Origin of the sequence: Tamlana sp. s12, from assembly GCF_016767215.1 — a bacterium.
In the GTDB taxonomy this organism is placed as follows: Bacteria; Bacteroidota; Bacteroidia; order Flavobacteriales; family Flavobacteriaceae; genus Pseudotamlana; species Pseudotamlana agarivorans.
In genome coordinates this window covers 2,823,626-2,844,625 of sequence record NZ_CP068547.1, presented here as the reverse complement: position 1 = coordinate 2,844,625, position 21,000 = coordinate 2,823,626, and the positions used below count along the sequence as shown (strand labels likewise).

Below are 21,000 nucleotides of genomic sequence, written 5' to 3'. Positions count from 1 at the left end.
GATAAATATATCGGGCTTTTTATGTAGTTATAAATAATGATCACTAAGATTCAGCTGGTTTTTCAGCCTTTTCTATAGAGATTTTTAATTCATCGGTAGCGGAATCTAAATCGATTTTAATTTTGTCACCTTCCTCTAAGTGAGAAGTAACAATTTCTTCGGCTAAAGCATCTTCAACATATTTTTGAATAGCTCTTTTTAGAGGTCTTGCACCATATTGCTTATCAAATCCTTTTTCAGCAATAAAATCTTTTGCCGATTCCGAAAGAGTTAAATGATAACCAAGGCCTTCAATTCTGATTAAAAGCTTTTCTAATTCGATATCTATAATCTTGTTGATGTCTTCTTTTTCAAGAGGATTGAATACAATAACATCATCAATTCTATTTAAAAACTCTGGAGCAAATGACTTTTTAAGTGCATTTTCGATAACGCTTCTTGCATTTGCGTCTTCTTGAGCTTTTTGTGAAGCAGTACCAAAACCAATACCTGTACCAAAATCTTTTAATTTTCTAGCTCCAATATTAGAAGTCATAATGATAATAGTATTTCTAAAATCAATTTTTCTTCCTAAACTATCAGTCAAATAACCATCGTCAAGTACTTGTAAAAGCATATTGAAAACATCTGGATGTGCTTTTTCAATTTCATCTAACAGAATAACAGCATAAGGCTTACGTCTTACTTTTTCTGTTAATTGACCACCTTCTTCGTAACCAACGTATCCTGGAGGTGCTCCAATTAAACGAGAAATAGCGAATTTTTCCATGTATTCACTCATGTCAATTCTAACTAAAGAATCTTCACTATCAAATAACTCACGAGATAAAATTTTAGCAAGTTGGGTTTTACCAACACCAGTCTGACCTAAAAATATAAATGATCCAATGGGTTTATTAGGGTCTTTTAAGCCTGCTCGGTTACGCTGAATGGCTTTAACGACTTTCGCTACGGCTTCATCTTGACCAATAACCTTTCCTTTAATATGGTTAGGAAGTTCGGCCAATTTGTTAATTTCTTTTTGTGCAATACGATTCACAGGAACACCAGTCATCATAGATACCACATCTGCCACATTGTCTTCTGTTACAATTTCACGATGTTGTTTCGTTTCTTCTTCCCATTTTTCTTGGGCCATGGCTAAATCTTTTTCGATGCGTTTTTCGTCATCTCTAAGTTTAGCAGCCTCTTCGTATTTCTGCTTTCTTACAACGGCATTTTTAGACTCTTTAATGTCTTCAAGTTGCTTTTCAAGCTCGATAATTTGCTTTGGAACATCGATGTTTGTAATATGAACACGAGATCCTGCTTCATCAAGAGCATCAATAGCTTTGTCCGGTAGGAATCTTTCCGACATATACCTGTTGGTTAACTTCACACAAGCTTCAATAGCTTCTGGTGTATAGTTAACATTATGGTGCTCTTCGTACTTCCCTTTAATGTTATTAAGGATTTCTATAGTTTCATCAACCGTAGTTGGTTCCACAATAACCTTTTGGAAACGACGCTCTAAAGCGCCATCTTTTTCAATATACTGTCTGTATTCATCTAAAGTTGTAGCACCAATACATTGAATTTCACCTCTTGCAAGGGCAGGTTTAAACATGTTTGAAGCGTCTAAGCTTCCTGTGGCACCACCGGCACCAACAATGGTATGTATCTCGTCAATAAACAAAATAACATCATCGTTTTTTTCAAGCTCGTTCATCACGGCTTTCATGCGCTCTTCAAACTGTCCGCGGTATTTTGTACCTGCTACTAAGCTGGCCAAATCAAGGGTTACCACACGTTTATTGAATAGAATTCGAGAAACTTTTCGCTTAATTATTCTTAACGCTAAACCTTCAGCAATGGCAGATTTACCAACACCAGGTTCACCAATAAGTAAAGGGTTGTTTTTCTTTCTTCTACTTAAAACTTGTGAAACGCGTTCTATTTCTTTTTCTCTACCCACTACAGGGTCAAGTTTACCTTCTTCGGCAAGTGCGGTTAAATCACGTCCAAAATTGTCTAAAACAGGGGTTTTAGATTTCTTATTGGCTTTGTTTCCAGTGGGGGTGTTAAAAATATTGTCTTTAGCCGAATCGTCTTCCGTATGTGCATCATCATCTTGAAACTCGGCCTTTGGGTCTATATAATCGTCGTTATCGTTTGTAATCATAAGTTTAAATTGTTCTTTAACATTGTCATAGTCAACTTTCAGCTTATTTAAAAGCTTGGTCGTTGGGTCATTCTCATTCCTCAGGATACAGAGCAATAAATGCGCTGTATTAATTGAGGTACTCTGAAATAACTTGGCTTCTAAAAATGTTGTTTTTAAAGCACGTTCTGCTTGCCTAGTAAGGTGTAAGTTCTTTTTTTGATTTGAAGCTACATTTATATTGGGGTTTGCAGGACTCAGTATTTCAACCTTTCTTCTTAAATGATTTAAATCAATATCTAAAGCATTTAAGATGCTTATCGCTTTTCCGTTTCCATCTCGCAATAGGCCAAGCATTAAGTGTTCAGTGCCAATGAAATCATGACCTAAACGCAGGGCTTCCTCTTTGCTGTAAGCAATCACATCCTTTACTCTTGGGGAAAAATTATCATCCATATATCTTATCCTTTCTGCATTAAAAATAATAAAACATTTTACCAAAGACAAAAACTGTACCTGTTTTTGTGGGTAAAGTGCTAATTGACGAAAAAAACTTTATAAAATCAAAATTTTAGCGCCTATAACTTATTAATAATATAGTCGTATTAATTGTTAATAAATAACATTAAAAAACACGCCTCTTTGTCCTGCTATGACTGATGAAAGTCTTATATTAGCGTGTTTTGAAAAAGACATAAAATTAAATAAGAATATTTATGGCAGAAGGAGAGAAATTGATCCCTATTAATATTGAGGATGAGATGAAATCGGCCTACATCGATTATTCGATGTCAGTCATTGTGTCTCGTGCTTTACCAGATGTAAGAGATGGTTTAAAACCAGTTCATAGACGTGTACTTTACGGTATGCACGAACTGGGAGTTAGAGCAAATTCGGCACATAAAAAATCCGCAAGAATAGTTGGAGAAGTTCTAGGTAAGTATCACCCACACGGTGATTCATCAGTTTACGATGCTATGGTGCGTATGGCTCAGGAATGGAGCTTGCGTTATATGCTAGTAGACGGACAAGGGAATTTTGGTTCTATTGATGGCGATAGTCCTGCAGCAATGCGTTATACGGAGGCTCGTATGCGTAAAATTTCAGAAGAAATGCTTGCAGACATCGAAAAGGAAACCGTAGATCATATGTTGAATTTTGATGATACACTTCAAGAGCCAACAGTTTTACCTACAAGAATCCCAGGTCTTTTAGTAAATGGTGCATCAGGAATTGCTGTTGGTATGGCAACGAATATGCCACCACACAATTTAACAGAAGTCGTTAACGGAACGATCGCCTACATTGAAAATAACGATATTGAAATAGAAGAACTGATTCAGCACGTTAAAGCCCCAGATTTTCCTACCGGAGGAACAATTTATGGATATGACGGTGTTAAAGAGGCTTTCTTGACAGGAAGAGGACGTATTGTTATACGTGCTAAAGCCAATATTGAAGAGGTTAACGGTCGCGAGTGTATCATTGTTGAGGAGATTCCTTACCAAGTGAATAAAGCAGATATGATTAAGAAAACTGCTGACTTGGTAAATGAGAAAAAACTTGAAGGGATTGCTACGATTAGAGATGAGTCTGATAGAAATGGAATGCGTATTGTTTACGTGTTAAAGCGTGATGCTATTCCAAATATCGTATTAAATAAATTATTTAAGTACACGGCGCTACAGTCCTCATTTAGTGTGAATAACATTGCGCTTGTAAATGGAAGACCGCAGCTGTTAAACTTAAAAGAGCTTATTCACTATTTCGTAGAGCACAGGCATGAAGTTGTTGTAAGAAGAACAACTTATGAATTACGTAAAGCGGAAGAAAGAGCTCATATTTTAGAAGGATTAATTATTGCTTCTGATAATATTGATGAAGTAATTAAAATCATTAGAGCGTCATCTAATGCTGATGAAGCCCGTACCAATTTAATTGAACGTTTTAAGCTTTCTGAAATTCAAGCCAAGGCCATTGTAGAAATGCGTCTGCGACAATTAACAGGACTGGAGCAAGATAAATTACGTGCCGAATACGAGGAGATCATGATAACAATTGAAGACCTTAAAGATATTTTAGCTAATAAAGAGCGAAGAATGAGTATCATTAAGGAGGAGTTAGAAGTGATTAAAGATAAATATGGTGATGAGCGTCGTTCTACAATCGAATATGCTGGAGGTGATTTAAGTATTGAAGACATGATTCCAGATGAGCAGGTTGTGATTACCATTTCTCACGCGGGTTATGTTAAAAGAACGTCACTTTCGGAATATAAAACTCAAAACCGTGGAGGTGTGGGACAAAAAGCTTCAACCACACGTAATGAGGATTTCTTAGAGCATTTGTTTGTGGGGACTAACCACCAATACATGTTATTCTTTACACAAAAAGGAAAATGTTTCTGGATGCGTGTTTACGAAATTCCAGAAGGTAGTAAAACATCTAAAGGTAGAGCGATTCAAAACCTAATTAATATTGAGCAAGATGATAAGGTTATGGCCTTTATCTGTACTCAAGATTTAAAGGATGAAGCCTATATCAATAGTCATTATGTGATTATGGCTACTAAAAATGGTCAGGTTAAAAAGACCTCTTTAGAGCAGTATTCACGTCCGAGAACAAACGGTATTAACGCCATCACTATTAAGGATAACGATGAGTTGTTAGAAGCAAAATTAACCACTGGAAACAGTCAGGTTATGTTAGCTCTAAAATCAGGGAAAGCTATTCGTTTTGAAGAGGCTAAAACACGTCCTATGGGTCGTGGTGCTTCTGGTGTTCGTGGTATTACTTTGGCTCATGATAAAGATGAGGTAATCGGCATGGTAACTATTGAGAACTCTCAAGAAGAATCGGTATTGGTAGTTTCTGAAAACGGATACGGTAAGCGTACTTACATTGATGATCCGGAAGATGGAGAACCAGTATACAGAATTACCAACCGTGGTGGAAAAGGGGTTAAAACCATTTCTATTACCGAAAAAACAGGTGATTTAGTAGCTATTAAAAGTGTGACGGATAATGATGATTTAATGATTATCAATAAGTCGGGAATAGCCATTAGAATGGTTATTGCAAACTTAAGAGTCATGGGAAGAGCCACTCAAGGTGTAAAATTAATTAACCTTAAAGGTAACGACTCTATTGCAGCCGTTGCTAAAGTTGTCCATGAAGAAGAAGTCGTTGAAGAGGATGGGGTAGAAGCTCCTGAAAACATTAATCCTAATGGAGATGAAGGGAATCTTGACAATAATTAGATTATAAATAAATAGAATTAAATTAAATATATTACAAAAATGAAGAAACAAGGTATAATAGCTTTGGCGATTTCAATTAGTGCTTTTTCTTTTGCACAAAAAAAGGAATTGAAAACAGCTGAAAAAGCTATCAAATCAAGTAATTATTCTGAAGCGAAATCGGCTTTAGGTCAAGCAGAATCATTAATGTCTGCTATGGATGATAAGCTTAAAGCTAAATATTATTATTTAAATGCAGAGGCATTATATGCAAACGGTAAGGGCTCAATGAAAGATATTGATTCTGCCATTGCAAGTTTGTCTAAAGTAGAAGGAGACTATGTTAAGGAGTCTGAAGAGTTGAAGCAGAAAATGGTAAATAGTTTACTTAAAACTGGTAATACTGCCTATGAAGCTAAAGATTTTTCAAAAGCTTCTAATTACTTCGAGAAAACATACAGATTGAGCACTAAGGATACGGTATATCTTTATTATGCTGCAACTATGTCTGTTAGTGTTCCAGAATACGATAGAGCTTTAACTTTATATGAAGAATTGAAAGATTTAGGATATACTGGTATTGCTAAAGAATATTATGCAACTAATGTAGAGACTGGTAAAGAGGAGATTTTAGACAAAGCAACAAGAGATTTATATGTGAAATCAAAAACACATATAAAGCCAGGTGAGCGTACAACTGAATCTAAAAAGCCTGAAATCGTAAAAAATATTGCCCTTATTTATGTAAGTAATGGTGATAATGAAAAAGCGATCGCAGCTATGAAAGAAGCAAGAGCAGAAAGCCCTAATGATGTAAACTTAATTTTATCTGAGGCTAATGTGCATTACAAAATGGGCAATACCGAAGAGTTTAAGAAATTACTAGAGCAAGCTGTAGCTATGGATCCTAAAAACCCTGAATTACAGTATAACTTAGGAGTAATTGCAGCGGAAACAAAGCATCCAGATGAAGCTAGAAAATACTATGAAAAAGCTGTAGAATTGGATCCAAATTACGTAAATGCTTACATTAACTTATCAGCCTTAATTTTAGCAGAAGAGAAACCAATTATTGAAGAAATGAATGGTTTAGGAAGTTCTAAAAAGGATGACTTACGTTACGATGAATTAAGAGAAAAGCGTCAAAACTTATATAAAGATGCTGTGCCTTATTTATCTAAAGCATTAGAAATTGATCATAATAACCTTAATGCTGCTAAAACTTTAATGAATATCTACAGTATCCTTGGCGAAACAGAAAAGGCTAAGGGACTGAAAGAAAAAGTTGATGCGCTTGAAGAAGCAGGTATGTAATGAAAACCTAATATATAAACATAAAAAAAGCCGCTTTCTTGAAAGCGGCTTTTTTTATGTTTATATTTAAAAGGATCAATAAAAGAAGTATTTATAATTACCTTAGTCCATAAACTGTTACGTCTGCCTTTCCATTTAAGATACCTTTGGTATCGTACCAAAATTCGATGCTTCGTAATTTGCGCTTTCCACCTCTTAAATCGATAACACGACTTTCACCATTTTTAGGTATAGAAAAACGCGTTTCAATTTTTTCGGGAGCACCGCCACCATCGTAAGTAACGATCATGCGTTGTATGTTTAATGGGGAATCTCTTACTTTAAATTTTAGTTTACGGTAATAATCATAAGGTCCTGGGACGTTTATTCTATCATGATCCGCCGTATGATTGGCATGAGTGGTTCCAAGGTTCACCCACTTTCCAACCTGATTGTTGTGGTTGTTTACCGTATGAACTCCTTTTCGGTACTGTGCATTTGCATTTTGAAAGCATAGAAAAACAGCTAATAGGGTTGCGAACAAGTAGCTAAGTTTTTTTTTCATGAGTGTCTCATATTTAATTAATTAACTTGTATTAAATATAAGGAATTTTAATAAAAATTAATTTTAAAAAATGACAACTTTATCAAATAATCTTCTTGATAACTCGTAGTTTGTGTGTATGCGTATTCTTGTCGACGTTATAAATACCAGAATGATCTAAGCGATCAATGCGCACTTTGCCATGAGCATGAATAATGTAGTTGTTTTCCATGATGATGCCGACATGTATAATAGCGCCTTCGCTATTATCGAAAAAAGCTAAATCTCCTGGTTCGCTTTCTTCAATAAAACTCAGCGCTTCACCTTGTGTGGCTTGTTGTGAGGCATCACGTAGTAATTTGTAACCATTAAGTTTGTAAATCATCTGTGTAAATCCAGAACAATCAATACCAAAAGGTGTTTTTCCTCCCCATAAATACGGTGTATTCAGGTAAAGAAACGCGGTTTTAATGATGTTAGATTTTTCAATTTGATGCTCAACAAAATTGCCATCATACACATGGTTTAATAAGGTAAGACCGTTTAGACTTGAGCCAATTGAAATGGGGAATATTTGCTGGTTTTCATCTTCAATAAACTCTACTAAATCGGTGGAAAGCTTAATAGGTTGTTGATTTAATGTCTTATAGTGATCTTCCGAAATTTCAAGGTATTGTTTGTTGTCTATCCAACCCTCATATTTATCAAAAGCCAGTCTTATTTTACTCCATTTTTTGCGTTGTTCAATAATTTTAAAAATTTCACCATAAAGCACTTGCGAAACTAATTCGCTAGGGTCTGCAGGCTCATTTCGTAGAGGAACAATGCTTAAATTACAAATTCCGTATTGCATTAAATACTTTTAATTTCGTTCTATAACAATTGCCGATGCGCCACCGCCACCATTACAAATAGCTGCTGCACCAATTTTTGCATTATTCTGTTCTAATATGTTAAGTAGTGTAATGATGATTCTAACCCCAGAACACCCAAGCGGATGACCTAATGATACGGCACCACCGTTCACATTTACATTTTTATCTGAAAGACCTAGCAATTTTATATTGGCCAATCCAACAACCGAAAAGGCTTCATTAAATTCGAAGAAATCGACATCGCTAAGGCTAATTCCTGCTTTACCTAAAGCTTTAGGAAGGGCTTTTGCTGGAGCAGTAGTAAACCATTCTGGCTCTTGAGCAGCATCGGCATACCCTTTTATGGTTGCTAATGGTTGTAAGCCTAAGCTATCCGCTTTAGTTTTACTCATTAATATAACGGCACCTGCACCATCATTTATAGTAGAGGCATTGGCAGCTGTAACCGTTCCATCTTTAGTAAACGCTGGACGGAGTTGAGGTATTTTTTCAAAATTCACATTAGAAAATTCCTCGTCTTTAAAAACGATGATAGGTTCACCGCGACGCTGAGGGACTTCAACAGGAACGACTTCATTGTCAAATTTCCCTGTTTCCCAGGCTTCGGTTGAACGTTTATAGGATTGTAGGGCATATGCATCCTGATCTGCTCTACTAAATTCATATTTATTGGCACAAGCATCAGCACAAACACCCATGGCATTTTGATCGTAAGCATCAACTAAACCATCTTTTTGCATGCCATCAACAAGGGTTGAAGGTCCGAATTTTGTCCCTGTTCTTGTATATAAATAATGAGGAATAAGACTCATATTTTCCATACCTCCAGCGACTACAATTTCGGTATCACCAAGCGCTATAGATTGTACGCCTTGCATCACCGCTTTCATTCCAGAAGCACAAACCTTATTTACGGTTGTACATGGTACTGTGTTTGGAATACCTGCATATATGGCCGCTTGTCTTGCAGGAGCTTGACCAGCACCGGCTTGAATGACTTGTCCCATAAAAACTTCATCAACCAATTCTGGTTTTAAATTAACTTTCTTTAAAGCAGCAGAAATAGCAATAGCCCCTAATTTAGGAGCAGGAACGGTAGATAAAGCCCCCATAAAACTCCCAATTGGGGTTCTGGCAGCAGAAACTATAACGACTTCTTGACTCATGAATGGAAGTTTTAATTAGTACTTGCGAAAATAACGAATTTTTGGTAGAATTTGGAACGATTCAATTATTATAAAAAATGGTTAAAGTTCATAATTTTATTACATTTGGAAATTAGAAAGGACATTAAAAAGTTAAACATCATGTTTAACACAATGATTATATGGATGCTACAATTTATTTATAAAAGTGGATTCCATACCGCCATATGAAAGACTTCATCAATAGATTATATCGAAATCATTCTTTAATTTACAAAGGGTTATTATTCATTTTTACCACTTTTTTAATTGTGTATTTATTTCCTAAAAGTGGAAAGTTTAAATACAATTTTGAAAAGGGAAAGCCTTGGCAGTCAGAGAATTTATATGCGCCTTTTGATTTTGCTATTCGAAAGACAGAAGCCGAAATCACTGAAGAAAAACGTATTGCCAAGGAAAACTCTGTTTTATATTTTGATTTAAATGATTCTATAGAGAAAAGTGTTTTAGCTTCGTATTCGAAGGCTTTTCAAACGCAGTTAGGCGATTCATTAAACCGTTATAATGCTCAGGAACTCAAAAAAGTGGGTGAGGCTATTATTTCAGAGCTTTATGAATACGGTGTATTAAATGAAAACTACGATTTTTCATATGATCAAAGTATAGCCATTATCGATGGAAGAGAAAAGGTTCAAGATGGCTTTTATTCGAATCTTATAAGTCAAAATGAAGTAACGCCTATTATTAACAAAGTACTTAATAAAAACAACTTATCAGAGTTTAAAACGGCCTTTGTTTCTTTATTTTTTGATTTAATTCATCCTAATTTAACCTTCAATAAAGGTTTTACGGAAAAGGCGCTTCAAGACGATTTGGATGGTATCGTGTATATTAGAGGAAGCGTTGTTAAAGGGACGCTTATAGTTTCAAAAGGTGAAGTTGTTGATGTTGGAAAATATCAAATTTTAAAATCACTTCAATTAGAATACGAATCTCAAGTCTGGAATGAGGCCGATTATAATTGGGTATTGTTCGCTTATACTTTATTAGTGGCTTTAGCATTACTCATGTTGCTCTTATTTTTAATGAAATACCGTTATGAAGTTTTTGAAAATAACACGAAAGTCACATTTATATTTTTTAATATTTCATTAATTATATTCATCACCACTTTAGTAGTTAATTATAATTCAAAATACATATATATTGTTCCTATTTGTATTCTACCTTTAATATTTAAGGCTTTTTTCGATGCGCGTTTAGGTTTGTTTTCTCATGTGCTTACTGTACTGCTTATCGGTTTTATAGTTCCGAATAGCTACGAATATATGTTTCTTCAAATCATAGCTGGAATTGTAACCATTTTAACGGTTTCTGAGCTTTATAAGCGCGCGAATTTATTTATTTCGGTAGGACAGATCACATTGATTTATATCATAGCCTATTTTGCATTTTTCGTGATTCATGAAGGCAGTGTAGATGATTTGAAATGGGAAACATTCATTTGGTTTATTTTATGCGGATTGGCAACCTTGTTTGTTCAGCCACTAATTTATGCTTATGAAAAGTTATTCGGACTCGTATCTGATGTGTCACTTTTAGAATTATCTGATACCAATTCAAAACTTCTTAAAGAATTAGCCAATCAAGCACCTGGAACTTTTCACCATTCTTTAAATGTGGCCAATCTAGCCGAATCTTCAGCTAATGAAATTGGTGCAAACGCTATGTTAGTAAGGGTAGGAGCTCTTTATCATGATATTGGTAAAATGAAACACCCAACGTATTATACCGAAAATCAAGCTACGGGCATTAATCCTCATGACGAGTTATCTTCTAGGGAAAGTGCTAGGATCATCACCAATCATGTTATAAACGGCATAGAAATCGCCAAAAAGAATAATCTACCCGATCGTGTCATCGACTTTATTCGCACGCACCACGGTACTAGTGTGGTGTATTATTTTTATATGCAGGAGAAAAAAGCCTTTCCTGATATAGAAATTGATAAAGCCGAATTTAGTTACCCAGGCCCGAAACCATTTAGTAAAGAAACGGCTATTTTAATGATGTGCGATAGTATTGAGGCTGCTTCTAAAAGTTTAAAAGAACCTACGTCTACTAAAATTGAAGCGTTCGTTGAAAATATCATAAATAAGCAAATCGAGGAGGGTCAGTTCCTAAATGCGAACATTACTTTTAAAGAAATAGAATCTATAAAAAAAGTGCTAAAACACAAGCTAGCAAACATTTACCATTTACGAATAGAATACCCAGAATAAAAAAAGAAAAAAAGGCAAAAAAAAGTTGTGTTATACGCTTCTTTAGTATATTTTTGCAACCGCAAATTTATTGCAAGTTCTTATTAAAATTTAGGAGAGGTGCCAGAGTGGTAATGGAGCAGATTGCTAATCTGTCAACGCGTAAGTGTTGCCCGGGTTCGAGTCCCGGTCTCTCCGCAAATTTTTTATGATAACCATTATTCGGGGTGTAGCGTAGCCCGGTTATCGCGCCGCGTTTGGGACGCGGAGGTCGCAGGTTCGAATCCTGCCACCCCGACTTTTTAAAAGATCAATTTGATTAAAAACCTTGGTAATTTTATTATCAAGGTTTTTTTTATTTCTCTTCTATAAGTTGGCGTTTTAGAATATAGAATAATCCCTCTACAATGTTTCCCATATCCAGAGCTTAGTATGTGCTCAATGCACTCAGGTTTTCTTTAACAAGTAGTTCAGGGTCACACAATTTTATAAAAAAAAGAGCGGCTAAATAAAGAATATCTTCATTTAACCGCAAATTAGAGTTAGTCAAAAACCTACCTTTTTTTAATCAATATGATTTAAGTAGACTTAAAGGTTTTTTTTAAGTTCCTACTTTTTTATAATTCTTTTTACAGTAATAAAATTATTTACATCTTGAATGCGAACAAGGTAAACACCCGAATTTAATTGGTTTATATTAAGCTGATTGTTGATAAGGGTATTCGATCTTAATACTTGTTTACCCATGACATCAAAAATGCTAACTTCTGAAATTTTTTGAATACCATTAATTGTAATTTGAGAAGTTGCAGGGTTTGGATAGATAGCGAATGAAGCTGTTTCAAGACCATCAGAGCTGCTTAAGGTATTATCTATTACAATAGAACTAATTTCTACAGTTCCATTATCAGTTGCTTTCCCGTCGGCTAGAGAGCCTATACCAATAGTAAACGTTTTATTTCCTGTCCATTCAGCAACACTAGACATATCAAATGAATATGTTTTTTCTGCAGAATCACTTGTGGTCATAGTTTGCGTCTGATTTGGAACGTTTTCTGATATAAAACGTAATTGATCATTTAATGCAGAATTGTTTTTTAAGGTTATATGAATTTGCTTGAACACAGAAGCATCAACATGATAAACCAATTGGTCTAATTTGGCAAATTTTGTAGCAACAGGCTCAAAAGTTAACACCCCACCTGTTGGTCCAGTAATGGATCCATTTGTAGCACTAAAACCTTCTGTATCATTATTGATGTTAAATTGGTACGAATTCTTAGGAGTTGTAGGAATGCTAGCAGCAAATTCAATTTTGTCGATTTCAATAGTGATGTTATTAGGACTATCAGGTAAAACATAATCGCTATTACCAGCTGTTTTAAAGTGAAGCTTAATATCGTCCATAGTGCCTACCCAATTTACTGCACTAGATAAATCAAACCAATAGGTTACAAAATCAGTATCACCAGTTGTAATATCTAAATTAACATAAAATCTTCCTGATCCAGGTTTAGGGTAAGAAACTCTTAAATAGTCAGGTCCCATGGCACTACTATTTTTAAGGGTTATCCCTACAAATGAATTAGTTCCAGTAACTACACCTGCAGCTAATGTCCCTATAGTCGGGTTTTTCTTGGTACCATCGCCATCAACTGTTGTAAGCGTCATGGAGCTTGCGTTGTTTGTGGCACTAAAACCACTAAGTACATCCCATCCATCATCTGAATTTGTAAAATCAAAGGTTTGAGAAAACCCGAATACTGGGATAATTGCTAATAATAAAAATGTAATTTTTTTCATGATTTTCGAATTTAGTTTAATATTAATATTTTAGTATTATAATGTGCGCCATTGGTTAATTTGGCTTTTAAAATATAGGTGCCATTGGCTATTGGTGGCCAATGTAGTTGGGTTATATTTTTAGTGTTATTTTTATAAATCATGCTGCCATGAAGGTTATAAAGCTCTACGTTATCTATAGTTTGATTACTTTTAATGTTGATATGGTCCCTTGAAGGATTCGGATACACTTTTATAAATTCCGATTTATTACTTTCATTATTACTTAAAGTATTTCCAAGTAAGGCTTCTTTTATACCTTTGGCCCAAGTTCGTGATGGAGCTATATAAATGGTCTTTCCCGATTTGTGTCCGGCATCCCAGGCTGAAAACGAAAACCCTAAATCGATGGCTTTTTCAGCTAAATATTCATGATACAAAATACGAGAAGCTTCTTCAGGTCCTCCAAAAGCACCATACGTGTTTTTATTGTAATTGAATCCACCTTCATTATCTGCGCCAAATTCACCTAAATAAATGGGGATGTTTTTGTCTGCAGACCAAGTTTGAACGGCTCCGAAATTTTTGTCTATTTCAGTTTTATCAGTAGGGGTACCCCAATCATAATCATTATGATTTTCACTAGCGGAAGCTGTGAAATCTCGTGGCCAATAATAATGAAAGGTTGCTATTAAATAGTTGTCCATATTCAAAACCTGATCACTAATCTGGAGTGGTGCTTCAAATGAATTTTTGCCTCCTCCGGTAATAATAATATTTCGGTAAGTGTTCTTGCCGCCCGTAGATCTAATTATATTGATAATGTCCGTGTTTAAAATATCCATTTCGGTGGCTGATAGTGAAAAGTAAGGTTCGTTTACAATTTCAAAAACCAATTGATCTGAATATTCTTTAAAGCGCGTTGCAATGGCCAACCAAATAGTTCTGAATTTCTCATTATCTGCTGCTCTTTTTGCTGAAGTAGGATGTGTATAGTACGGGGCATCTTTACTTTTTGTACTAAACGTATGCAGAAACTCATCTTTTAAGGTATTGCCATGAAAATCTAAAACAACAATTAAGTTTTCATTTAAAGCCCAGGTAATTACCTCTTCAATACGGTCTAAATAAGCTGGATTTACAACATAATCTGAAGGTGTGCCCGTATATGAAGCAGAAGTGTTTTCAGCTTTTGAATAAACCGATGTATTACCAGAAGTTCTATCTCCAAAGAAATCTATCGGGATTCTAACTGAAGTAAATCCGGCACTAGCAACGTCTTTTAAATACGTATCAGTTAAAGCTAGCGCCCAATTTCCTTCCTTAGGAGCACTTAAAACATTACCAATATTTATACCTCTCCCCATATTCCCAACCATAGTATGAGGCGTAATTTGAGCATAGCCTAAGCCATAAATTACAAATGCGATAATAAACATTGAATAGTGTTTCATGTACAAATTGCTATTAATTCTCCTCCTGTTCTTTGCCTTTTTTTCGTGCTTTTATTTGCTCTTTAGTAAGTACTTCTTTAAATACTTTCTGATTATAATTTTTTATGATTGCTTTGGTCTCCGTATCATCGGCACCAGCTTTTTTTGCTTTTCTTATAGCTTGAGTTCTTTCGATATATAATTTTTGAATTTCTGATTTTTGAGCTTCCGATAATGCTTGAGTTTTATCACCGGCAATTATTTCAGTATTTAGTTCCTCAACTTTTTGATTTGCTTTTTCAATAAGCTTTTCGGATTGTGCGAAGCCTGAAAGAGCAAGTCCTATGAATAGAAGGGCTGCAAATATTATTTTTTTCATAATGACGTGATTTGTTTGTTCTGTAAAATTATATAACTAGACCTTTAATGAGGTTTGATTAGAGTCTGAAAAGGTTTGAAAATCGTGAAAACCCTATGTTTATTGACGAATATGAGGATTTTTACGGAGGGTTTAATGGCTACTTTGTTAAATAATGAACTAAAAAAATTAGATGTTTTGAGGAAACAATTTCCATAATCCATCTACATTTTCTTGTAAAATCACTTCTGGATCGCCTCCTTTTACATGGCCTAAAATTCCAAAAGGGCCTTTGTAATTTAAATCCAATAATTGCTGAATCATGTCTTTTTCAAGATCGCCGTCACCGATAGTTATAATTTTCGGACCGTCTTTTTTCATGCCATTTAAATTAACACACCATAAATAGGGCATTAACATTTTTATATGTTTATGGTAGTTTTCTAAATCGTGATGGGTATGATGAAAATTAAAAACCACACCCAAATTTGTGTTAGGAAGTGCCTTTATAATTTTTAATTGATTTTCGGTTTGTCCAGCCCAACCACCATGATTGTAAAGGGCAATTTTACAGCCTAATTTTGATGCACGATTTGATAAATAGGATACCATGCTTACAGCATCATCTAAAGCTTCAGCATCCGATAAATTTTCAAAATGCTTGGGGTCGAATCCTATCCAGATTTGCGTTTTTAATCCAACAACTTTTAAGTTTTTAAAAACGGCTTCATTTTGGTCTCTTAAGTCATTTGGTTGGTCTTTGTCCAAGTTTAAATACAGCCAAACCGCATCAATTTTTATGTTTTCGGCTTGAGCAAGTTCCCATTCTTCCTGCATGGTTGGAATGTGTTTTGGCCTATTTCCGTAGCCATAACGCTCGAATCCTAAATGTTTCAGCATGTCGATACGGGCTTTTGGACTTCTTTCTTTTACATCGAAACCTACAATAGACCAAGGGACAAGGTTGCTTTTTTCAAAAGGATAACGATTTGTACTTTCCTGTTTAGAAGTTTTGCAACTCCAAAAACTAATAATTAAAACGATTAAATACAGCGTTTTTTTCATGTATGCTTAGTTTGTTTCAGTTATTTCAAATCTAAAACTAAGTACTGGCAATAAGGTTTGATAATTGTTTGATTAGTAGCAATTATCGTCAAACATCACAAAATGACAGGTTTGGTTAGTGTTTGAAATCAGGGTTTGGTTTTGGAGATTCATAACCAGTTTCCTTTTTCCAAAGCTCTAAACGTTTTTTTAATTTTGAAATGACTTGCGGATTTTCTTTAGAAACCTCTCTGGTTTCATAAGGATCCGAATTTAAATTGAATAGGGTATAGGTCGACGTTTCTACAGCTTCAGTCATTTTATACTCATCCATTTGAATCACATTCACCCATGCGCTGGCAAAAGTTTTTGTTTTTTCGTTATACCGTGCGTAATTGGTGTATTCCCAAATAAGTGCATCACGTTTAGTTTTTGAAGCTTTACCTAATAAAATTGGCGATAAGTCTTCACCATCTAAAACGTAGTTTTCTGGGTTTGGAGATTGAGTTAAACCCAAAAGTGTTGGATAAAGATCCACATGAATTATTGGTGCTTCGGAAGTAGAACCTGCTTTTATTTTATTTTTCCATTTGAAAATATATGGCACACGAATGCCGCCTTCTAAAGTCTGACCTTTAACGCCTCGATATGGCTGATTAAAAATATTACTTTCCGTTTTGTAATGCCCATTATCGCTGGTAAAAACAATGATGGTGTCGTCTTCTAAACCTAAATCTTCTAAGGTTTTTAATAACTGACCAACGCTATCATCTAGACTTTTAATCATGGCTAAAACCTTGATTTCATCTGGGCCAACGTCTTTGTATCCTTTTAGTTTTTGTTTGAAATGTTTGAGATATTCAGCTTTTGGCTCTAAAGGTTTATGCACTAAATAATACGGTACATAAGCAAAAAATGCTTTGTTTTCAGATTGCGCTTTTTTAATAAAACTTATGGTTTTTTCAGTTATTACATCGGCTGAATATGGCGTGTTATCTAACTGGTTTTGCTCAGGAAATGTCTTAAAATTATAATGTCCTGTAATTTCGTAACCTTCATCAAAGCCTTGATTTTGAATTTGTAACGCGCCTTTTCCTAAATGCCATTTGCCATAAGCTGCTGTGGCGTAATGGTTATTTTTTAATGCTTCGGCAATAGTAATTTCATCTAAAGATAATCCGGCACCCGAACCTTTTACTCTGTTAATTTCGGGTGGGAGAAAGCGCATGGCTTGCAATGTTTTTTTATCTGTTTTATAGCGATCTGCCACACGGTATACTTTATGTCTTGGTACATAGTGTCCAGACATGATGGATGCTCTCGATGGCGCACAAGTCGGGTCGTTGGAATAGCCATTTGTAAAATGTAAACCTTCGGCATATAGTTTATCAATATTGGGCGACTCAACTAATGTATTCCCGTAACAGTTTAGAGCATTTACTCCTAAATCATCGGCCAAAATAAAAACGATATTGGGTTGTTTCTTATCGGATTTGGCATTCGGTTTCTGGGCATTACAAAAACTGAAAGCTAAAAGAGACACTAAAAAAACTATTCTATTCATCTTAAAAATGGTTTATGATTTTGAGTACATTTTACTTCAATGGTGCGTATAATTCAAATTCGGCCAAATAATAATCTTTCGTGTTTTTAACTTTCAAACGAATTTTATCGGTTGTAACAGGGGTTTTTAAGTACTTTAATGGCTCGAATTTAGGTTTCCATTTATAAATCGTTTTCCATCCACCATTACCATCGGGAATCTGTAATTCAGGGTTGTTTTTCGTTACCCATTCTTCACCACGACCAGCAACAAAACTTTCAATAGTTACGGGTTTTTCAAAATTGGCTTGAATCCAAATGTCTTTATTTTTTTTAGTAGACGCATGCCAAACCGTTGTTGGGTTACCATCTATAACATTTTTTGTGGCTTCTTGGTTTTGTGAAGCCGTTAAAGTCGCTTGTTGTGTTAAGGTTTTTATAGAGTACATTGGTGTCATATCCATGGCACTAGCATTCAATTCAATGGCTACAGTCGTTACTATACTTTCTAAAGATTGCTTTGGAATAGTTAAGGTATAATTTTCAGTATTTTGAGATAATTCAATCTTCTTCCCATTTAATAATGAAACCGATTTAATTGTTTTATTAGGGAAATTAGGCAAGGTTAATGTGCCGTTTTTTTGCCAATTGAAAACATGTAAAAATACTTTGTTGCCTTTTCGCGTTGAAACACCCCAATTACTTGGAAAGTAGGGGCCACCACGGCTTCCTGCAATACTTTTTTCGCCATTTACTGCCCACCAATCGGCAATTTGTTCCAAGCGTTTTACTTCTTCAGGGTTTAAAGCACCATCTCCCATTGGACCAATATTTAATAACATATTGCCATCGGCTCCCCATGTGTAAAGCAGAATCTGCATTAATGGTTTAAGGCTTTTTGCGTTTGTGTCTGGGTTGTATCCCCACTGGCTTGTTGTGGTATGGCAAGCTTCCCAAAGTTGTTGGTTGTTAAACTGACTAACCGTATGTTCGGGCGTGTAAAAATCGGCACCAACACCACCGCGGTCATTTACCATTGCATCGGGCTGTAATTTATGAATTCTTGTCATGACTTCTGCAGAAGTATTTTTCCAATCGCCAGGACCTAAACCATCAAACCAAATTTCATTTATTTTACCATAATTGTTTAATAACTCTTCCATTTGAGCCTTGTAGAAAGTAATATATCTATCATGATGATCTTTGGAATCGCAATCAGGATTATACCAATCTCGAGGTGAATAATAAAATCCGAAATCGAAATTTTGTTTTCTACAGGCTTGTTCTAATTCCTTTAAAATATCTTTTCCATAAGGGGTATTCATGATATCGTAATCTGTTACTTTAGAATCGAACATGGAAAACCCAGCGTGATGTTTTGCAGTAAATACCAGATATTTCATCCCCGCACGTTTGGCTAAATCTACAATATAGTCAGGATCGTATTTAGTAGGATTAAAGGTTTTGTATTGCACATCGTAAACTTCGGGTTCAATATCTGCTATTTTATATGGTTTTCCTCCTGGTTTATGACTTTTACTGTTTCGAGAATGACTGAGTTGTTTGCCTAGCTGACTTATAGGTCCCCAATGAATAAACATCCCAAAACGTTTGTCCTTAAAGCGTTCTACAGCTTCCGGACTGGCTTTTTCAACTTTTACGTTTTTGTCTACTTTATAAGACTGAATTTCATCTTTTTGAGCAAATAGATTGGTGTAAATTGCAAATACTATAGCAATGGCTAGTAAGCAGTTTCTTTTTATTATCATGCTTAGTTGTGTTTGTTTTTCAACCAAAACAGGGCTTTCCATGTTTTCGGACCTTCATTTTCTAGATTTTCTCCTTCGGTGCTTCTACCGTTAAAAATGATGTTGTTTAAAGTTGATGTGAGTTCTTGTGTTTTATCCGCGTAAGCGTTATCATAAAATAAATTATTTTTTTCTGAAGGATCTTTTGCAATATTGAACAAATAACTACCTCCTTTTTTAGGATTTAAATCCATTTTCCAATCACCTTTTCTAATGGAAAAACGACCAGCAAAATTGCTATACACCGAGGCTTCTCGGCTATAGTCATTCTTGCCTTTCAACAATGATAAAATGCTGTAACTGTCTACACCTTGATTAGGATCTGTTTTTACATTCAAAATATCGGCACAGGTGGCATATAAATCGCTTAAGGAGATTGTTGTATTATTTTTTGAATTGGGTTGCACTACGTTTTTCCACTGCACAATAAAGGGAACTGTATGTCCGCCTTGATGTAACGTGGCTTTTCTGCCTCGTAAATTTTTACTTGGTTTATGTTGGTATTTAGATTCAAATTCCACAGGGAAAGAAGATTTTGATGCGCCATTATCTGCTGTAAAAATAATGATGGTATTGTTTTCTATACCATTAGCTTTTATAGCCGAAACAATTTGACCTACCGTCCAATCTAATTCCTGAATAAAATCGCCATAAATTCCAGCTTTGCTGGTGCCCAAAAATTCATCTCTTGGGTAAACAGGGGTATGGGGAGCAGTTAAAGGAATGTATAAAAAGAATGGTTTGTCTTTTTTGTGATTATTTATGTATGCTACCGATTTATTGGTTAAATCTAACATGACCTGTTCGGCTTTAAAACCTGGAGCTTTATCCCCTTTACGTTTTAATTTTTGTCCACCAACTAAATCATTTTTTCTACCACCAGGAAAATCTTTATCCTTCCCATCGGCTTTCATGGTTTCTGTAGGGAGAGCTATGAGTTTATTATTTTCTGAATAGACATAAGGCGGAAAATCTAACGAGGCATTTAACCCGAAGAAATAATCAAAACCGCAATCTGTTGGGCCTCCTGTAAAGGGTTTACTGTAATCTACTTTTTTACTGATATCTTCATTAAACTGATATGGGTTTTTCGGATTCATTTCAAGGCTAGCCTCATCTTCAATAACCCAATTCCAGCCCAAGTGCCACTTTCCAATCATAGCCGTTTCATAACCATTTCGTTGTAATAGTTTAGGCGCTGTATCTTTTGTGTCCTCAATCATTGCTTTAGAATAGCCATCCAATACTCTAGATTTTAATCGAGTTCTCCAAGCGTATTCTCCAGTCATAATGCTATATCGAGAAGGCGTACATACCGATGATGTGGTATGAGCATCAGTAAAACTCATGCCGTTATCTATCAATAAATCGATATTAGGCGTGTTTACTTTTGCTTCGGGATTTAAACCAGAAACATCGCCTATACCCATGTCGTCTGCTAAAATAAAGACGATATTTGGCTGCGGGGTTTGCGCGTTAAAAAGCGAAAAGCTAAGCAAGCATACCATGAGAAAAAATGTCTTAGTCATGAGTAGT

At 35.2% G+C, this 21,000-nt stretch carries 14 protein-coding genes and 2 tRNA genes; 5 read left to right on the top strand and 11 right to left on the bottom strand.

Translation table 11 applies throughout. The annotated features are described in order from the left end of the window. Positions 1-43: 43 nt before the first annotated feature. Complete coding sequence (locus tag JJL45_RS12310) at positions 44-2,596, bottom strand: ATP-dependent Clp protease ATP-binding subunit (protein WP_068602379.1); 2,553 nt, start codon at positions 2,594-2,596, stop codon at positions 44-46. 260 nt (positions 2,597-2,856) lie between these two features. On the opposite strand from JJL45_RS12310, the gene gyrA reads away from it, so the two are divergent. Beyond that, on the top strand, positions 2,857-5,400 hold the full coding sequence (gyrA, locus tag JJL45_RS12305; protein WP_068602380.1) for a DNA gyrase subunit A: 2,544 nt from the start codon (positions 2,857-2,859) through the stop codon (positions 5,398-5,400). Between the two features lie 39 nt (positions 5,401-5,439). After that, on the top strand, positions 5,440-6,693 hold the full coding sequence (locus JJL45_RS12300) for a tetratricopeptide repeat protein (protein ID WP_068602381.1): 1,254 nt from the start codon (positions 5,440-5,442) through the stop codon (positions 6,691-6,693). A 97-nt stretch (positions 6,694-6,790) separates the two neighbouring features. On the opposite strand, the gene JJL45_RS12295 is transcribed toward JJL45_RS12300, so the two are convergent. The 3 genes from JJL45_RS12295 to JJL45_RS12285 form a co-directional block, all read right to left on the bottom strand. Further along, positions 6,791-7,237 (bottom strand): hypothetical protein, encoded by a 447-nt coding sequence (locus tag JJL45_RS12295; RefSeq protein WP_068602383.1) that lies wholly within the window; start codon positions 7,235-7,237, stop codon positions 6,791-6,793. A gap of 82 nt (positions 7,238-7,319) precedes the next feature. Continuing rightward, positions 7,320-8,069 (bottom strand): C40 family peptidase, encoded by a 750-nt coding sequence (locus JJL45_RS12290; protein ID WP_068602384.1) that lies wholly within the window; start codon positions 8,067-8,069, stop codon positions 7,320-7,322. A gap of 9 nt (positions 8,070-8,078) precedes the next feature. Further along, the gene (locus JJL45_RS12285) at positions 8,079-9,257 is read right to left on the bottom strand and encodes an acetyl-CoA C-acyltransferase (RefSeq protein ID WP_068602386.1); all 1,179 of its coding nucleotides are present in this window, start codon (positions 9,255-9,257) and stop codon (positions 8,079-8,081) included. 206 nt (positions 9,258-9,463) lie between these two features. On the opposite strand from JJL45_RS12285, the gene JJL45_RS12280 reads away from it, so the two are divergent. The 3 genes from JJL45_RS12280 (at position 9,464) to JJL45_RS12270 (ending at position 11,795) form a co-directional block, all read left to right on the top strand. After that, complete coding sequence (locus tag JJL45_RS12280) at positions 9,464-11,518, top strand: HD family phosphohydrolase (RefSeq protein WP_068602388.1); 2,055 nt, start codon at positions 9,464-9,466, stop codon at positions 11,516-11,518. A 93-nt stretch (positions 11,519-11,611) separates the two neighbouring features. After that, a tRNA-Ser gene (locus JJL45_RS12275) sits at positions 11,612-11,695 on the top strand. Between the two features lie 25 nt (positions 11,696-11,720). Further along, a tRNA-Pro gene (locus JJL45_RS12270) sits at positions 11,721-11,795 on the top strand. A gap of 311 nt (positions 11,796-12,106) precedes the next feature. On the opposite strand, the gene JJL45_RS12265 is transcribed toward JJL45_RS12270, so the two are convergent. The 7 genes from JJL45_RS12265 to JJL45_RS12235 form a co-directional block, all read right to left on the bottom strand. Continuing rightward, positions 12,107-13,300, bottom strand: a complete 1,194-nt coding sequence (locus tag JJL45_RS12265; RefSeq protein ID WP_068602390.1) for a T9SS type A sorting domain-containing protein — start codon at positions 13,298-13,300, stop codon at positions 12,107-12,109. An 11-nt stretch (positions 13,301-13,311) separates the two neighbouring features. Further along, positions 13,312-14,733, bottom strand: coding sequence for a cellulase family glycosylhydrolase (locus JJL45_RS12260; RefSeq protein ID WP_082935865.1), 1,422 nt, complete (start codon positions 14,731-14,733; stop codon positions 13,312-13,314). A gap of 13 nt (positions 14,734-14,746) precedes the next feature. Beyond that, positions 14,747-15,091 carry a hypothetical protein gene (locus JJL45_RS12255; RefSeq protein WP_068602394.1) on the bottom strand — a complete coding sequence of 115 codons (345 nt, stop codon included), beginning with the start codon at positions 15,089-15,091 and terminating at the stop codon, positions 14,747-14,749. 168 nt (positions 15,092-15,259) lie between these two features. After that, positions 15,260-16,135, bottom strand: coding sequence for a sugar phosphate isomerase/epimerase family protein (locus tag JJL45_RS12250; RefSeq protein WP_068602396.1), 876 nt, complete (start codon positions 16,133-16,135; stop codon positions 15,260-15,262). Between the two features lie 115 nt (positions 16,136-16,250). Beyond that, positions 16,251-17,678 (bottom strand): sulfatase, encoded by a 1,428-nt coding sequence (locus JJL45_RS12245; protein WP_068602399.1) that lies wholly within the window; start codon positions 17,676-17,678, stop codon positions 16,251-16,253. 31 nt (positions 17,679-17,709) lie between these two features. Next, the gene (locus tag JJL45_RS12240; protein WP_068602401.1) at positions 17,710-19,425 is read right to left on the bottom strand and encodes an alpha-L-fucosidase; all 1,716 of its coding nucleotides are present in this window, start codon (positions 19,423-19,425) and stop codon (positions 17,710-17,712) included. Positions 19,426-19,427: 2 nt separating this feature from the next. Then, on the bottom strand, positions 19,428-20,993 hold the full coding sequence (locus JJL45_RS12235) for a sulfatase family protein (RefSeq protein ID WP_068602403.1): 1,566 nt from the start codon (positions 20,991-20,993) through the stop codon (positions 19,428-19,430). Positions 20,994-21,000: the final 7 nt, after the last annotated feature.

Bases quoted from the DNA above. Each gene is read 5' to 3' on its own strand.
- JJL45_RS12260 (WP_082935865.1), bottom strand. From the start codon at position 14,733: ATGAAACACTATTCAATGTTTATTATCGCATTTGTAATTTATGGCTTA.
- JJL45_RS12285 (WP_068602386.1), bottom strand. From the start codon at position 9,257: ATGAGTCAAGAAGTCGTTATAGTTTCTGCTGCCAGAACCCCAATTGGG.
- JJL45_RS12240 (WP_068602401.1), bottom strand. From the start codon at position 19,425: ATGATAATAAAAAGAAACTGCTTACTAGCCATTGCTATAGTATTTGCA.
- JJL45_RS12250 (WP_068602396.1), bottom strand. From the start codon at position 16,135: ATGAAAAAAACGCTGTATTTAATCGTTTTAATTATTAGTTTTTGGAGT.
- JJL45_RS12280 (WP_068602388.1), top strand. From the start codon at position 9,464: ATGAAAGACTTCATCAATAGATTATATCGAAATCATTCTTTAATTTAC.
- JJL45_RS12255 (WP_068602394.1), bottom strand. From the start codon at position 15,091: ATGAAAAAAATAATATTTGCAGCCCTTCTATTCATAGGACTTGCTCTT.
- JJL45_RS12300 (WP_068602381.1), top strand. From the start codon at position 5,440: ATGAAGAAACAAGGTATAATAGCTTTGGCGATTTCAATTAGTGCTTTT.
- JJL45_RS12310 (WP_068602379.1), bottom strand. From the start codon at position 2,596: ATGGATGATAATTTTTCCCCAAGAGTAAAGGATGTGATTGCTTACAGC.
- JJL45_RS12235 (WP_068602403.1), bottom strand. From the start codon at position 20,993: ATGACTAAGACATTTTTTCTCATGGTATGCTTGCTTAGCTTTTCGCTT.
- JJL45_RS12295 (WP_068602383.1), bottom strand. From the start codon at position 7,237: ATGAAAAAAAAACTTAGCTACTTGTTCGCAACCCTATTAGCTGTTTTT.
- JJL45_RS12265 (WP_068602390.1), bottom strand. From the start codon at position 13,300: ATGAAAAAAATTACATTTTTATTATTAGCAATTATCCCAGTATTCGGG.
- gyrA (WP_068602380.1), top strand. From the start codon at position 2,857: ATGGCAGAAGGAGAGAAATTGATCCCTATTAATATTGAGGATGAGATG.
- JJL45_RS12290 (WP_068602384.1), bottom strand. From the start codon at position 8,069: ATGCAATACGGAATTTGTAATTTAAGCATTGTTCCTCTACGAAATGAG.
- JJL45_RS12245 (WP_068602399.1), bottom strand. From the start codon at position 17,678: ATGAATAGAATAGTTTTTTTAGTGTCTCTTTTAGCTTTCAGTTTTTGT.